General features: G+C 62.0%; 17 protein-coding genes. 9 read left to right on the forward strand and 8 right to left on the reverse strand.

Annotation, left to right across the window (positions count from 1 at the left end):
• Positions 1 to 78: 78 nt before the first annotated feature.
• Complete coding sequence (locus ICI42_RS09935) at positions 79 to 1245, reverse strand: isobutyryl-CoA dehydrogenase (RefSeq protein ID WP_188164379.1); 1167 nt, start codon at positions 1243 to 1245, stop codon at positions 79 to 81.
• Positions 1246 to 1519: 274 nt separating this feature from the next.
• On the opposite strand from ICI42_RS09935, the gene ICI42_RS09940 reads away from it, so the two are divergent.
• The gene (locus ICI42_RS09940) at positions 1520 to 2989 is read left to right on the forward strand and encodes a cobyric acid synthase (protein ID WP_188164380.1); all 1470 of its coding nucleotides are present in this window, start codon (positions 1520 to 1522) and stop codon (positions 2987 to 2989) included.
• A gap of 1 nt (position 2990) precedes the next feature.
• Here ICI42_RS09940 and ICI42_RS09945 read toward each other — a convergent pair whose 3' ends face one another.
• Positions 2991 to 3350 (reverse strand): VOC family protein, encoded by a 360-nt coding sequence (locus ICI42_RS09945; RefSeq protein ID WP_188164489.1) that lies wholly within the window; start codon positions 3348 to 3350, stop codon positions 2991 to 2993.
• Positions 3351 to 3472: 122 nt separating this feature from the next.
• A complete protein-coding gene (locus ICI42_RS09950; protein WP_188164381.1) occupies positions 3473 to 4258 on the reverse strand; it encodes a TSUP family transporter in 786 nt (261 codons plus the stop codon).
• A 181-nt stretch (positions 4259 to 4439) separates the two neighbouring features.
• On the opposite strand from ICI42_RS09950, the gene ICI42_RS09955 reads away from it, so the two are divergent.
• Entirely contained in the window at positions 4440 to 4865 is a 426-nt protein-coding gene (locus tag ICI42_RS09955; RefSeq protein ID WP_188164490.1) for a tellurite resistance TerB family protein, read from the forward strand.
• Between the two features lie 61 nt (positions 4866 to 4926).
• Here the strand turns inward: ICI42_RS09955 and gloA are convergent, their stop codons facing one another.
• Entirely contained in the window at positions 4927 to 5367 is a 441-nt protein-coding gene (gene gloA / locus ICI42_RS09960; protein ID WP_188164382.1) for a lactoylglutathione lyase, read from the reverse strand.
• 223 nt (positions 5368 to 5590) lie between these two features.
• Here gloA and ICI42_RS09965 point away from each other — a divergent pair, with 223 nt between their 5' ends.
• From ICI42_RS09965 to ICI42_RS09975, 3 genes are read left to right on the forward strand one after another with little or no spacing between them, the layout of a single operon-like run.
• Positions 5591 to 6187: a cold-shock protein gene (locus ICI42_RS09965; RefSeq protein WP_210317064.1), complete on the forward strand. Its 597-nt coding sequence runs from the start codon at positions 5591 to 5593 to the stop codon at positions 6185 to 6187.
• 37 nt (positions 6188 to 6224) lie between these two features.
• Positions 6225 to 6749 (forward strand): DUF192 domain-containing protein, encoded by a 525-nt coding sequence (locus ICI42_RS09970; RefSeq protein ID WP_188164383.1) that lies wholly within the window; start codon positions 6225 to 6227, stop codon positions 6747 to 6749.
• 15 nt (positions 6750 to 6764) lie between these two features.
• The gene (locus tag ICI42_RS09975; protein ID WP_188164384.1) at positions 6765 to 7538 is read left to right on the forward strand and encodes an alpha/beta fold hydrolase; all 774 of its coding nucleotides are present in this window, start codon (positions 6765 to 6767) and stop codon (positions 7536 to 7538) included.
• Here the strand turns inward: ICI42_RS09975 and ICI42_RS09980 are convergent.
• Both ICI42_RS09980 and ICI42_RS09985 read right to left on the reverse strand, forming a co-directional pair.
• A complete protein-coding gene (locus tag ICI42_RS09980) occupies positions 7535 to 8131 on the reverse strand; it encodes an HD domain-containing protein (protein ID WP_188164385.1) in 597 nt (198 codons plus the stop codon). The genes ICI42_RS09975 and ICI42_RS09980 overlap by 4 nt on opposite strands.
• On the reverse strand, positions 8128 to 8928 hold the full coding sequence (locus ICI42_RS09985; protein WP_230980239.1) for an enoyl-CoA hydratase-related protein: 801 nt from the start codon (positions 8926 to 8928) through the stop codon (positions 8128 to 8130). Before ICI42_RS09985 ends, ICI42_RS09980 begins: the two co-directional genes overlap by 4 nt.
• A 113-nt stretch (positions 8929 to 9041) precedes the next feature.
• On the opposite strand from ICI42_RS09985, the gene cysE reads away from it, so the two are divergent.
• The 3 genes from cysE (at position 9042) to ICI42_RS10000 (ending at position 11067) form a co-directional block, all read left to right on the forward strand.
• On the forward strand, positions 9042 to 9890 hold the full coding sequence (cysE, locus tag ICI42_RS09990) for a serine O-acetyltransferase (RefSeq protein ID WP_188164386.1): 849 nt from the start codon (positions 9042 to 9044) through the stop codon (positions 9888 to 9890).
• A 200-nt stretch (positions 9891 to 10090) separates the two neighbouring features.
• Complete coding sequence (locus ICI42_RS09995; RefSeq protein ID WP_188164387.1) at positions 10091 to 10294, forward strand: DUF3126 family protein; 204 nt, start codon at positions 10091 to 10093, stop codon at positions 10292 to 10294.
• Positions 10295 to 10539: 245 nt separating this feature from the next.
• Positions 10540 to 11067: a gamma carbonic anhydrase family protein gene (locus tag ICI42_RS10000; RefSeq protein ID WP_188164388.1), complete on the forward strand. Its 528-nt coding sequence runs from the start codon at positions 10540 to 10542 to the stop codon at positions 11065 to 11067.
• A 59-nt stretch (positions 11068 to 11126) separates the two neighbouring features.
• On the opposite strand, the gene ICI42_RS10005 is transcribed toward ICI42_RS10000, so the two are convergent.
• Entirely contained in the window at positions 11127 to 11723 is a 597-nt protein-coding gene (locus tag ICI42_RS10005) for a transglutaminase-like cysteine peptidase (RefSeq protein ID WP_188164389.1), read from the reverse strand.
• Positions 11724 to 12070: 347 nt separating this feature from the next.
• Entirely contained in the window at positions 12071 to 12742 is a 672-nt protein-coding gene (locus tag ICI42_RS10010) for a PAS domain-containing protein (RefSeq protein WP_330999142.1), read from the reverse strand.
• Between the two features lie 377 nt (positions 12743 to 13119).
• Between ICI42_RS10010 and ICI42_RS10015 the strand changes: the two genes are divergently transcribed.
• Entirely contained in the window at positions 13120 to 13854 is a 735-nt protein-coding gene (locus ICI42_RS10015) for a rhomboid family intramembrane serine protease (protein WP_188164390.1), read from the forward strand.
• Positions 13855 to 14046 lie beyond the last annotated feature (192 nt).

A 14046-nucleotide genomic window follows, 5' to 3' on the forward strand; every position in this document is an offset into this window, starting at 1 on the left:
TTCCTCCGGAAAGAGCGAATAGGGAATAGCGAACAGGGGAGCGGCAGGTCCTTTCCTTGCTCGCTATTCCCTATTCGCTCACTTCCCGATCAACTGCCGCGCCACGATCACCCGCATGATCTCGTTGGTGCCTTCGAGGATCTGGTGGACGCGCAGGTCGCGCACCAGTTTCTCGATGCCGTAATCGTGCAGGTAGCCGTAGCCGCCGAGCAGTTGCAGAGCGTCGTTAGCGACGTTGAAGCCGGTGTCGGTGACGAAGCGCTTGGCCATGGCCGACCATTTGCCGGCGTCATGAGCCTTGCGGTCGAGCTTGGAGGCGGCGGCATAGAGGAAAATGCGCGCGGCCTGCAACTCGGTCTCCATGTCGGCGAGACGGAACTGCAGCGCCTGAAAGCGGTCGAGCGTCTGGCCGAAAGCCTTGCGTTCGGACGTATAGGTCAGCGCCTTTTCCAGAGCCGACTGCGCGCCGCCGACCGAACAGGCCGCGATGTTGAGGCGTCCGCCGTCGAGGCCGGCCATGGCGATGCGGAACCCAGCACCTTCGCCGGACAAGAGGTTGGCCACCGGCACGCGGCAGTCGGTGAAGTTGACCTGGCTGGTCGGCTGCATGTGCCAACCCATCTTGTGTTCCTGCCCGCCAAAGCTGAGGCCGGGCGCATCCTTGGGGATCACCAGCGTCGAGATGCCTTTGGGTCCGTCCTCGCCGGTTCGCACCATGGTGACATAAACATCGCTGGTGCCGCCGCCCGAGATGAACTGCTTGGCGCCGTTGATGACATAATGGTCGCCATCGCGCACGGCGCGCGTCTTCAGCGCGGCGGCGTCCGATCCAGAGCCCGGCTCGGTCAGGCAATAGCTGGCGAGCCATTCCATAGAGGTCAGTTTCGGCAGGAATCGCTGGCGCTGTTCCTCGTCGCCGAAGCGGTCGATCATCCATGCGCCCATATTGTGGATGGAGATGAAGGACGAGAATCCGGGGCAGGCCTTGGCAAGCTGTTCGAACACGAGCACGGCGTCGAGGCGGGTGAGGGCGGAGCCGCCGACATCGTCGCTGACATAAAGTCCGCCGAAGCCGAGCGGGCCGGTTTCACGAATCAGGTCGGCCGGGAAATGCTTGTCGCGGTCCCATTCCAGCGCATGGGGCGCGACGCGGTCGGCGGCGAACGCCTCCGCCATCTCGCGGATGGCGCGCTGGTCCTCGTTGAGCTCGAATTGCCCGGCTGTGGTGTCGACCGTGGCATCCATGGCTGCCTCCCTGGATTTTTCTTGGCTATGCGCGCCGCTCAATCTAGACCAATGCGATAGAGGCGCAAGTTGTGCATGGCTGAGAACCGGCTGTGCGCAGATTAATGGACGATATGATCAGCACTGCATTTTTCGATGGGCGACGGATGGATGACGGCAATTTTAGAAATCGCCTCATAGCACCCCCCTCTGTCCTTCCGGACATCTTGCTCTCAGAGGGGGGTGAGGATCAAACTTACCAGAATATCAATCCTACCCGCCGGTCCATCTGACGATGGCGCGGGCGATCATGCTGCAGGGTACCGGCTCTGATGTCGGCAAGACGGTGCTGGTGGCTGGGCTGTGCCGGGCGGCGAAGCTGCGCGGGATGAGCGTTCGGCCGTTCAAGCCGCAGAACATGTCCAACAACGCGGCCGTGGCCGATCTGCCCGGCGAGGCGGGCGGAGGCGAGATCGGCCGCGCGCAATGGCTTCAGGCGATTGCCTGCGGGGTAACACCTTCCGTCCACATGAACCCGGTGCTGCTCAAGCCGCAGAGCGAAATCGGCTCGCAGGTTGTGGTCCAGGGCAAGGTCTACGGCCACGCCAAGGCGCGCGACTACCAGGACCTGAAGCCGAAGCTGATGGACGCTGTTCTGGACTCCTGGCACAGGCTGGGCGAGGGCGCCGATCTGGTCATCGTCGAAGGGGCGGGCTCGCCCGCCGAGATCAATCTGCGCCCCCGCGACATCGCCAATATGGGCTTTGCGACGCGCGCCGATGTGCCGGTTGTTCTGGTCGGCGACATCGACCGAGGCGGGGTGATCGCCTCCATTGCCGGAACGCATCTCATCCTGCCGGAGGACGACCGGCGCATGATCGTCGGCTATCTCATCAACAAGTTCCGAGGCGATGCCAGCCTGTTCGATGACGGCATCAAGGCTATCGAGCGCTTCACCCGCTGGCCCTGCTTCGGCGTCGTGCCCTGGCTGAAGGCGGCGGCGCTGCTGCCATCGGAGGATTCGGTAATCCTCGAACGGCTTGCCTCGGGCGAAAAAAAACCGCTCAAGGTCGCGGTGCCGATGCTTGGCCGTATCGCCAATTTCGACGATCTCGACCCGCTGCGGGCGGAGCCGCAGGTCGAGGTGGTGTTCGTGCCGCCCGGTCACAGACTGCCCGGGGATGCCGGTCTTGTGATCATTCCGGGTTCGAAATCGACCATCGCCGACCTCATCGCCTTTCGCGGGAATGGCTGGGACCGTGATCTCGCCGATCACCGGCGACGCGGTGGGCATGTCGTCGGCATCTGCGGCGGCTACCAGATGCTGGGGCGCGTCGTAGCCGACCCTTATGGCATCGAAGGCTCGGTCACCGAGACAGAGGGGCTTGGTCTCCTTGATGTCGAGACGGTGATGGAGCCGGAGAAAACGGTCCGGAATTCTGCCGCGCGCTCGCTACGCTACGACACCGAGCTTTCGGGGTACGAAATCCACCTCGGCAGGACCACCGGACCGGATTGCGCGCGGCCGGTCGCCGAGATCAATGGCAAGGCCGACGGCGCGGCCTCGCCCGACGGTAAAGTGTTCGGCACCTATCTGCATGGCCTGTTCGGCGCGGACACGTTTCGGGGCCGGTTTCTCGCCGAACTTGGCATTCAGGACGGCGGCATCGACTATCGCAAGCAGGTGGAGGACGCGTTGGACGACATCGCAGCGCATCTCGAAAAACACCTCGACTGCGACGCGATCTTTTCCGCCGCGCGATAGGTTATTGCGCCGGCTCGTCCACTTTCGGCCAATAGGTTCCCAATGACCAGATATTGCCTTCCGGGTCGCGGCAGATGAACTCCCGGCTGCCATAGGGGCGGTCGGTCAGTTCCATGACAATCTCTGCGCCGGCAGCCGTGGCCTTCGCATAGGCTGCATCGGCATCGTCCACGGCGATGTAGATCGACTTGCCGCCGGCTCGATTGGCTGTTCCGACGGTTTCGCCATAGGCGTCCTGGCGTGAACTGCCGACCATGATGATGGCAGAGCCGAAGGACAGTTCCGCATGTTGGACAACGCCCCCATTCTCATGGCGGGCGCGCACGGCAAAGCCGAACGCTTCGACCAGCCAATCGATCATGGCGCCGGCGTCGTTGTAGCGAAAGGTCGGGAAAAGGCGAGGCGGTTCGGGTTTGGACACGGTCTGTTCCTCTCATTCTTGCATAAGGAGCAACTATGCCCCGCCGCGATGCCGTCAACCCGTCAGATGCCGAGCATCGTTCGGAGCGGGTTTGCCGGATCAGCCAGAAGTTTCACCGCAAGCGCCAGGCAGGTGACGACGAGCAGCGGCTTGATCAGCCTTGAACCGATGCGGATGGCGAGGCTGGCGCCCACGCGCGCGCCAATGAACTGGCAGATGCCCATCATGATGCCGATCTTCCACATCACGCCGCCCGCTAGGGCGAAGACGACAAAGGCTCCCAGATTGGACGCGCAGTTCAACAGCTTCGTGTGCGCCGTTGCCTTGAGCACGCCATAGCCGGCGAGCGTAACGAAGGCCAACATGAAGAAAGAGCCCGTTCCCGGCCCGAAAACGCCGTCGTAGAAGCCGATTGCCGGCACGACCAAAAGTCCAAACAGAAATGGCGAAAGCCGTCGGGCGCGGTCGACATCGCCCATATTCGGCTTCAGAGCGAAATAGAGAGCGATGGCGACCAGCAGTACCGGCAAGAACAGTTCCAGAATGTCGCCGGGCAGAACGGTGGCCAGAAGCGCGCCGAACACAGATCCGGCGAGTGCCAGGGCAGCGGACGGGAATTGCGCGCGCAGGTCGACATGGCCCTTTGAGGCATAGGCGATGGTGGCCGATGTCGAGCCGAACAGCCCCTGAAGCTTGTTGGTGCCGAGTGCCGTGACGGGCGGAAAGCCGGCAAGCAGCAAGGCAGGGATGGTGATCAGCCCGCCGCCGCCTGCGATGGCATCGATGAAGCCGGCGGCAAAGGCCGCCAGGGCGAGCAGCAGGATGGTTTCGGTGGCAAGGTCGAACATGCGGAAGGGTCGCCATTGGAGACAGAGGCCTTCGACCACATAGCCGCCGTCGCTGCAAGGCGGCAGCGCCGCCACACTCCGACAAAATTCTTGCCTGGCAAGGCCTTGAATGCCTTCAATCCGATTCCGGTCGCGCGAATTTTACGTTAGGGAGGGACTCATGGGCGATGAGAGGCATCATATGGCGGCGGGCTTGCTTTCCAGAATACGGGCCGTGTTCGACGGCGATCCGGGTGTGCGAAAGGTGGCGGAGGATCCGGTCCTGTCCGCTGAAATCCTGCTGCTGTTCCGCATGATCCTGGCTGATGGCGTTGCCACCGAAAGCGAAATGGCGGTGTTCCGCCAGATTTGCGCCGACAGCTTCGGCATCGAAAGCGAAAGCGTCGACGCGGTGATCGAATATCTCAACGAGTTCGGCTACGAGACCAATGGTGCGCAGGCAGTGGCGATGTTCCAGGACATGCCGCTGGAACGCCGCAAGGACCTTGCGCGGCACATGGCGGAAATCGCCAAGGCCGATCATCAGCTTGCCGAGAACGAGGTTCGGCTGCTGCGCCGGACCATGGAACTGTTGGGCATCGCACCCGCCGCCGCCGTAAAGCCTTAACGAAGGCATCTTTTCCCGCTCCCCTCCTCAAGGAGGAGAGCGGTTTGCAGCCAAAGACGCCTTACCAGCTTCCGGTGTTTTCCATCGACGCCCAGGGTTCGGCTTTTTCCTTTGCCGGGCCTTTCTGCAACAGTTCGATGGAAATGCCGTCCGGCGACTTGATGAAGGCCATGTTGCCGTCGCGCGGAGGACGGTTGATCGTCACGCCCTTGTCCATCAAGGCTTGGCAGGTCTCGTAGATGTCATCGACCTCATAGGCGAGGTGGCCGAAATTGCGCCCGCCCTTATAGTCTTCCGAATCCCAGTTATAGGTGAGTTCGAGAAGCGGGGCCGCCTTGTCCACGCCGGTCGCCTCGTCTTCGGACGCGGCGAGGAAGATCAGCGTGAAGCGCCCCTTCTCGTTTTCGCTGCGGCGGACCTCACGCATGCCGAGTTTCTTGCAGTAGAAATCCAGCGATGCCTCGATGTCCGCCACGCGGACCATGGTGTGCAGATAGCGCATCAGTCTTCCCTATGCTTTTTCCGAGTTGCGTCGGCTGCATAGATAGGGCGGGACGAGCGTTTTGGACAACCCGGCAAAGTCAATTTAGGTTCGAGGAAATACCGTCACTGAGTTTCTGTGCGGCGATGAAAAAAGCCCGGTTTGGCCCTTGCACCCTGTGTGCGACAAAATGTTAAGTTAAGGGACAGAATCAGATGTCTCATGCAGGAAAGGGGGCGTTCTTATGGGGGACAAGGCCTTTCTCCAAAGGGAGTATCAGGGTGGCGGCAACAGCCTCGACCGGGACTCCGCTTCGGAGGTGGAAGACCTCCGCGAGGTGGCAGGCGCCATCAAGTGGTTTGACGTGGCCAAGGGCTACGGCTTTATTCTCCCCGATGAGGCGGCGCTCGGCGATATTCTGCTGCATGTGACCTGTCTTCGCCGCGACGGCTTTCAGAGTGCGCTCGAGGGCGCGCGCGTGGTTTGCCTCGTCAAGCAGGGCGATCGCGGCCTGCAGGCGTTTCGCGTGCTTTCGATGGATATGTCGACCGCAGTGCATCCTGCCGAGATGCAGGAGCAGCGCACCCATGTCTCGGTGGCGCCGGAAAGCGGGCTTGAGCGCGCCCTGGTGAAGTGGTTCAACCGCACCAAAGGCTTCGGTTTTCTGTCGCGCGGCGATGGCACGGAAGACATCTTCGTGCATATGGAGACGCTGCGCCGCTACGGCATTGCCGAATTGCGGCCGGGCCAGGTTGTGCTCGTTCGGTTCGGGCGCGGCGACAAGGGCCTTATGGCTGCCGAAATTCATCCCGATATGGGAACCTTGCCGATAGCCCACTAGATTTGTCCCAGGCGGCTGTCGCGGACAAGGAAGCGCGATGAACTTCAAAAACGGGCTGGTAGCTGGCGCCTTGAGCGCCTTTGCCGTTTTGGGCGGGCTCGCTGCCCCGATGGCTCAGGTGTGGGCGCAACAGCCCGCACTGTCGGACAACAGCCCCATGGATCTGCCGGCCGATCCTGCGCCGCTGGTGATCCAGACCCAAAATGGTGACAAGAGCTTCACCATCGAGATCGCCGATGAGGCCGGCGAGCGTGCCATGGGCCTCATGTATCGTACCGATCTCAGCGACGACGAGGGCATGCTGTTCGTCTTCGGGCAAACGCAGCCGCTCAGCTTCTGGATGAAGAACACGCCGTTGCCGCTCGATCTGATCTTTATCGGGCGCGACGGCAGGATACGCGATATCAAGCAGGGCCAGCCGTTTTCCGAGGCGCCCATTTCGCCGAGCGAACCAGCGCGGTTCGTGCTGGAGTTGAAGGCCGGCACAGCTGACAAGAACGGCATAAAGCGGGGCGACCTTTTGCGCCATCCGGCAATCCAGCAAGCGCCCAACCCCGACTGATCGAAAAGGAATGCCATGACCGCCGGCAGCTTTTTCCATGACGGTTTCGATCTTGCCTATCTGGACGAGCCGTCGGCGACGGGCACGGGCGAGCCGATCCTGCTGATCCACGGCTTTGCCTCCAGCATTGCGGCCAACTGGATCGCGCCGGGCTGGGTCAAGACCCTGACCGAGGCAGGCTATCGCACCATCGCCATCGACAATCGCGGCCATGGCAGGACGTCCAAGAGCTATGAGGCGGCGGACTATACGCCGCAGAAAATGGCGTCCGACGCAGCGGCGCTGCTCGATCACCTCGGCATCGAGCGCGCGCATGTCATGGGCTATTCGATGGGCGCGCGGGTTGCCGCGTTCGCGGCGCTCGCCTTTCCCGACAAGGTTGCGACGCTGATCCTGGGCGGGCTCGGCATCGGCATGGTCGACGGCGTGGGCGATTGGGACCCGATTGCGGAAGCGCTCGTGGTGGAAGACCCCAACTCCATCACCCATGCGCGCGGCAAGATGTTCCGCGATTTTGCCGACCGTACCAGAAGCGACCGCCGTGCACTGGCTGCCTGCATTTCCACCTCGCGCGAATTGCTGAGCGAAGCGGATGCGAGCCGCATCACCCAGCCCACTCTCGTCGCGGTGGGGACGACCGACGATATCGCCGGCTCCGCCGCCGAGCTAGTGGCACTGATGCCGAACGCGGTTGCGTTGGACATTGAGGGGCGCGACCATATGCTCGCCGTGGGCGACCGCGCGTTCAAGAAGCGGGCGCTGGAGTTCCTGGCCGAACACCCGCTCTAGGATTGCCGCAGTTTTTCCAGGGACCGATGGATGTTGGCGCGGGCTGCGTCCTCGAAGTTCTCGCGGAATGTCGGGGTGTGGAAGAGGTGCGGCCGGTCGAGGAAGTTTTTCAGCACCGCTGCCCGTCCTGTTCGCCATGAGGCATCGTCGACCCAGGCATATTCTCGGCGCACCCCATCCTCATAAGCGTCGAAAGCGTCTGGTTCCGCTCCCAGAACGGCGAGATCCATGTCGAGGAAATACGCCGCATCCGAGGTCGCCTCGGGCGTGTCGAGCGCCGGCAGCCTGTGCGTGGCGGTTGCTTCGATCATCGCCACAATGCGGGCGAGCCGGGCCGGATCGGTCCGCTCGGTCAAGCGCTCGACGGCGAGCGCTGCGCTGCTGGCCTCGTTGTCCTTCGCCGTGCTGTCGTAGATCGCATCGTGGAACCAGATCGCCGCCTCGACCGCCTCCGGGTCGGACAGAAGGCCGGCATGGGTTTTGGCAAGCCCTAGCAAGGCTTCGACATGCGCTGTTCCGTGATAGTGCCGGTCAGGCGCGCGATAAAGCACTTCCAGTTCGGCGCGGATTTTGTCGTCGATCAGCTCGGTCATCGGCCCGAAAACACCGGCTGGCGGCGCTCCTTGAAGGCTGTTCGGCCTTCGGCATAGTCGGCGCTGGCGAAGGTCGCATCGCCGATCTGCTGTGCGAAGGCGATATCCCGCTTGTCGCCGGTGGCTGTCGCGCGCATCGAGGCTTTCGACGCCTTGATCGACAGCGGCGCATTGGCAGCGATCGTGCGGGCAATCTCATCGACTCGGGCATCGAAGTGCTCGGTCTCAATCACTTCGAGCAGAAAGCCGGCGGACTTGGCGCTGGCGGCGTCGAGCCGGGCCGCGGTGAAGGTCAGGTACTTTGCCATCTGCTCGCCCAGCGAGCCGACGATGTCGACCATGGCGTCGAGCGGATAGGCGAGCCCCAGCCGTGCTGCCGGAACGCTGAAGGTCGCGTCCAGCGTGGCGATGCGCAGGTCGGCCGCCGCCGCCAGGCCAAAGCCACCGCCGAAGCAGATGCCGCGAATGGCGGCGATGACCGGTATGCGCGCCAGGCGGACGGCGGCGAAGGCGGCGGAATTCGCGGCCTCATAGGTGCGGGCGCTGTCGGGTGCGCCGCGCAGCGTGTCGAATTCGCTGATATCGGCGCCGGCGGAGAAGTCGCCGCCTGCGCCACGCAGCACCACGACCCGGACGGTCGGGTCCGCTTCGAGCACCTGGAACAGGGCGGCCACTTCCAGCCACATGGCATATGTCAGTGCGTTGCGCCGCGCGGGCGTGTCGATGGTGAGGGTGGCGACGCCTGCGTCGATGCGAAGATTCAAGGGTTCGTTTTCCATGCCTGCTTGAATATCCATGATGCACATCCATTTGAAGCAGGTATGAAGAAAATTGAGTTCAACTGGTGGGCTTTTCGGCATATAAGTCTGCTCCCAGTCGGCAGAGCCGCGGCGAAATGGAGACATCGGTGATGAACAACATGGCGGTTGCGCGCTCCGGCCTCCTGAAGCCGGTCGATCCGATCTGGCGTTCGATCCGCGACGAGGCGATGGAAGCCGTCGAGCGCGATCCGCTGCTGTCGGCCTTCCTCTACACGACGATCCTCAACCAGGAGACGCTCGAGGACGCCGTGACGCACAGGGTCGCCGAGCGGCTGGCTCATGAGGATGTCGGGGCAGACATCATCCGCCAGACATTTCGCGCCATGCAGCAGGACGCGCCGACATGGGGCAACACGATCCGCGCCGACATCCAGGCCTATTACGAGCGCGACCCCGCCTGCGACCGGTTCATCATGCCGGTGCTCTATTTCAAGGGATTTCACGCGATCCAGACGCATAGGCTGGCGCATTGGCTGTGGCATCACGGCCGCAAGGATTTTGCGCTCTATCTGCAGAGCCGGTCGTCATCCGTGTTCCAGACCGACATCAATCCGGTCGCGCGGATCGGCAAGGGCATCTTCATCGACCATGCGACAGGGCTGGTCGTCGGCGAGACGGCTGTCATCGAAGACGATGTTTCGATCCTGCATGGGGTGACGCTGGGCGGTACCGGCAAGGCCGGCGGCGACCGCCATCCGAAGATTCGCCATGGCGTTCTGATCGGCGCAGGCGCCAAGATTCTCGGCAATATCGAGATCGGCCATTGCTCCAAGATCGCGGCAGGCTCCGTCGTGCTTTCGTCGGTGCCACACAACAAGACGGTCGCCGGCGTTCCGGCGCGCGTGGTGGGCGAGTCCGGCTGCGACAGGCCGTCGAGCCAGATGGACCAATTGCTGCCGTCCCAAAGCATGGAGCACGTCGTTACCTTCGATATCTGAGGGTGCGAGCCGCCAACAAAAGGCGCTGTTCTGCTTTACATCGGCGGTGCGCGCATGCCAGAAGCAGCCCCGCAGTCTCCTGGCGGCGCCTCTGAGGCGCCATTCGCGGAGACGACGAAAACGCGCTGAGCATTGACCCTTTGCGAAACGACACCAGTTTCTGGTCGGGCGCAAATGAAAACAAAAATCGGAGAAGCCAGTTGAAGCCGGACGAAATCAGAAAGCTCGACGCCTATTTCAAAAAGGTGTTCCAGAACCCGAAGCTGCAGGTCAAGGCCCGGCCGCGCAAGGACGACTCCGCCGAGGTCTATATCGGCGATGAGTTTCTCGGCATCGTCTTCAAGGACGAAGACGACGGCGACTACAATTTTTCGATGGCTATCCTCGACATCGACCTGGCTTGAGCCAATCTACTGCCGGGGAGCCTTTTCGGCCCCCGGCTGCCTGCCGCCGCCGGCATGACAGCGCAGCTCAACTGCTCGGCATTCCTGAGCGCGCTTTCTCCCCTCTCTTGAAGCCCATCGCACCGCTGAGCCTGCTTAGGCAGACCGGAATCTGATGCTTTGCGGTTGTGATAGTGACCGGCAGAGCTTGCGCGTGCCAGCTTCTGCTCTATCGTGCCACCGAAGCACGGCAGGACGGAGAGCAGATGCCCATCTATTCATTGGACGGAAAAACACCGCAATTCGAGGATCAGGACAGCGCCTGGATTGCGCCCGATGCCTCTGTCATAGGCGATATCCATATCGGCCGGGATGTCGGCATCTGGTTCGGCGCGGTTCTGCGGGGCGACAATGAACAGATCAGCATCGGCTCCGGCACCAACATCCAGGAACACACGATGATGCACACCGACATGGGCTTTCCGCTCAGCGTCGGAAAAGATTGCACCATCGGTCACCGCGCCATCCTGCATGGCTGCACCGTGGGCGACAAAAGCCTGATCGGCATGGGCGCTATCGTGCTCAACGGCGCCAGGATCGGCAAGAACAGTCTGGTGGGAGCCGGCGCGCTGGTCACGGAAGGCAAGGAATTTCCCGACAACTCGCTGATCGTCGGCTCGCCCGCCAAGGCGATCCGCACCATTGACGATGCGACGGTTGAACGCCTGCGCGAAGGGGCTGAAAACTACGTTCACAATCAGCGGCGCTTCAAAGCAGGGCTGAAGCCTGCCTGAATGAAAACGGCCGACGCCTGACCCCGGGGATAGGGTAGGCGCCGGCTCCTTCGCCATGATCAGCGGACGCTGGCCACCGCATCGGCGCGGCCGTCATTGATGCCGATCCAGACGCCGGAATTGGTTTCCGACTGGCGCTTGAGGTAGGTGTAGTCGGTCTCGTGCCAGGCCAGGACGCGGCTTTCCAGATTGTCGAGGATGAATTCGCCGAGATCGCTGCGGACGGTGAGCACGGCGTGCCCGTCGCCACTGGGTTGGCGCACGACGGTGATCAGCAGGCTGCCGGCGGGGACGCCGAGTTTCATCAGCCTGCGGCGCTTTTCCAGCACATAGTCCTCGCAGTCGCCTTTCATGTTGACGGGGAAGGACCAGACTTCTTCCTGGCCCCACAGTTCCATATCGGTGCGCGGCTCGATTGCCATGTTCACCGTGTTGTTGACCTCGACGATCTTCGCCCAAAGGCTGCGCGTCAGCTGCACCGGTGCCTTGCTCGGGGTCTTCTGGCTGCATTCGCCGCGTTCGCGCTGGCAAAAATCGTAGTGTCCCACCGGTTGGGTCGTGCGGCCCATGGTCTGCATGAAGGAAGCATCGGCAAAAGCCTGTCCGGCCGCGAAAAGCTGCAATCCAAACACCAGGCCGGCGAAAAGTGTTTTCATTTTTTTTGCATCCCCGTTTGAGGAGACACTGGCATCGCCGAATTTATTCTGCGCAAAACGTCGAAGTACAGATTTAGTAAAACGATAAGCGAATTAGCAACAAAGAATAATAGTGTTTTAAACCGAGTATTGCGATTTATTAATCATAACGAATGGTGAGTTTAGCGCGCCAGCAAATGCAAGGCTTTGCTTGGTTTATAAAATTTGAACGAATCCCTCGCCGGCACAGTTTGACGGCTTCCGCCATCCCAACTTGATACAGACCTTTTTAACCGTAAAAACGAGATTTTGGCGGATGGCGCACCATCCGCCTCATTTCCGCCGTCAAAAAAGCGGCATGGCCTTGGTCAAAGGCGTCGGCCGTTGATGTCACCGCGTCCACCTTCAAGCACGAGCAGATGCCCGATGCGGACCGCTCCATCCAGCGGATCGACCGGTTGGAGAGCCGCAGCACTTGGGGCGAGCGACGGCGCGGCGATCTCCGCGCGCTGCTCGGCGAGGTCCAGTTGCGCCTCTATGGTGCCGTTGTCGGGATCGATCAGGTCGACATGTTCGAGCATGGTGTCGACAATCGGATCGGCACCGAGCCAGAACGGTGTGTTGACGCTGCTGAGGACACCGATGGCACGCCGACCGGCGTTCTCACTCGCCAATGGCAACACCAGCAGTTCGAAGCGGGCAGGGCGCTGTGTGACACTGGTGGCCGCCAGCCTCATCACCACGGGTGCATTGTGGTGGAATACCCCATGCGCCAGCCGGCTGATCAGCCGGTGATCCGTCTGCCGCCAAAGCGAGGCAAAGGATGCGCCCTTCAACTCCCTGTCATAGGTTGCGCAGAGCCGCGTTCCGGCCAGGCGGAACACGGCTTCGCCGCGTGCATCCTGTTCGAGGATGAAGGTGTCGGCGAGCAGGGACTTGATGTCGGCCGGTTCGATCTCCGAGCGGCGTGGTGCGGAGCGTCCCGCGCGCAGCCGGTTCCAGTATCGGAAGAGGGTGATCGATCCTCTTTGTTTCATCATGTTCGGCTCCAGGGATGCTGCCACCTGTGCCAGGGGGAGACAGAATCACCTTTTTTGTTGGTCTAGATGAGCCGCGTTGCAGGAGGCATGCCAGTTGAACCCCGATTTGTTCACCGGAGGGGGCGGTTAAGGTTAATAATTGGTTTAAGTTGTCTCTATCGTTTTCGCGTGCCAATGTAAGGGTGTTCAGGCGGCTTGCTTGCCTGCAGCGCTTTCAGTCAAAGAACTTTGGTGGAGCCGGGGGGCTCGGCCGGCCGTTCGGAGCAATCCGAGCGGCTTTTTTTTATTCAGCGCAACCGAACGTGTTTGGCCCGGCAGGTGACGGCATGCAGCGCTTTGCGCTACATGGACGGCATGAACGCCACCGGACACAGCCTATGACCCAACCGCAGCGAGACGTGAGATATGGCGGTGGGCCCGCGGGCAAGGAGCCCATCTTCAACATGGCGGGGGTGGTCGTCGCCATCGTGGCTGTGTGCCTGGGCACTCAGTTGCTGCGCGACTATGTTCTGACCGCCCGACAGGACATTGAGCTTCTGGTCCGCGCAGCCTTCATCCCGCTTCGCTACAGCGGGCTGGTTCCGCTTGATTTCTATTCGTTTTCAAGCCCGTTCACCTACACCCTGCTGCATGGCAGCTTCATGCATCTGCTCGTCAACATGGTGTGGCTGGTGGCGTTCGGCTCGCCGCTTGCCAACCGAATCGGCGTCGTGCGGTTCCTCCTCTTCTTCGCGGCCACCGGGGTGGCCGCTGCGGCCCTCCACTGGGTCGTCTATCCCGATGACAACGTGCCGCTGGTCGGGGCGTCGGGGGCGATTGCAGGCATGATGGGGGCAGCCGCGCGCTTCGGCTTCCAGGTCGACCGCAGCCGCCAACGCCCGGCCTTTGGCGGGCCTGTGCTGCCAATCGCCGTGGTCCTCCAATCGCGAACCGTGGTGATGTTCTTGGCGATCTGGATGGTCGTCAACGTGGCTACTGGATATTACGGGCTAGTCCCCGGCATGGAAGGCACCATTGCCTGGCAAGCCCATATCGGCGGCCTTCTCGCCGGCTTTTTCGGTATTCGCCTGTTCGACGGTGAAAGCATGGGCCGGCCGCGTTTTTACAACTGACAGGATGACTGCGCCGGACGCTTCCATAGAAGCGCGCAGTGCTGATGTGCCACGTTGGGTTGAACCAAGCCTTCCGAGCTGCATTGCGGCATTGCGGCGAGGTCATGGACAGGCTTCGCAGGAAGCCTGCGGGCAGACATAGCGAGAAGCCGTCAACGCTCGTCTGCGTTTCGCAAGCGTGGCTGAGCCGTG

The sequence above is a fragment of the Oryzicola mucosus genome (assembly GCF_014534685.1).
Lineage (GTDB): Bacteria > Pseudomonadota > Alphaproteobacteria > Rhizobiales > Rhizobiaceae > Oryzicola > Oryzicola mucosus.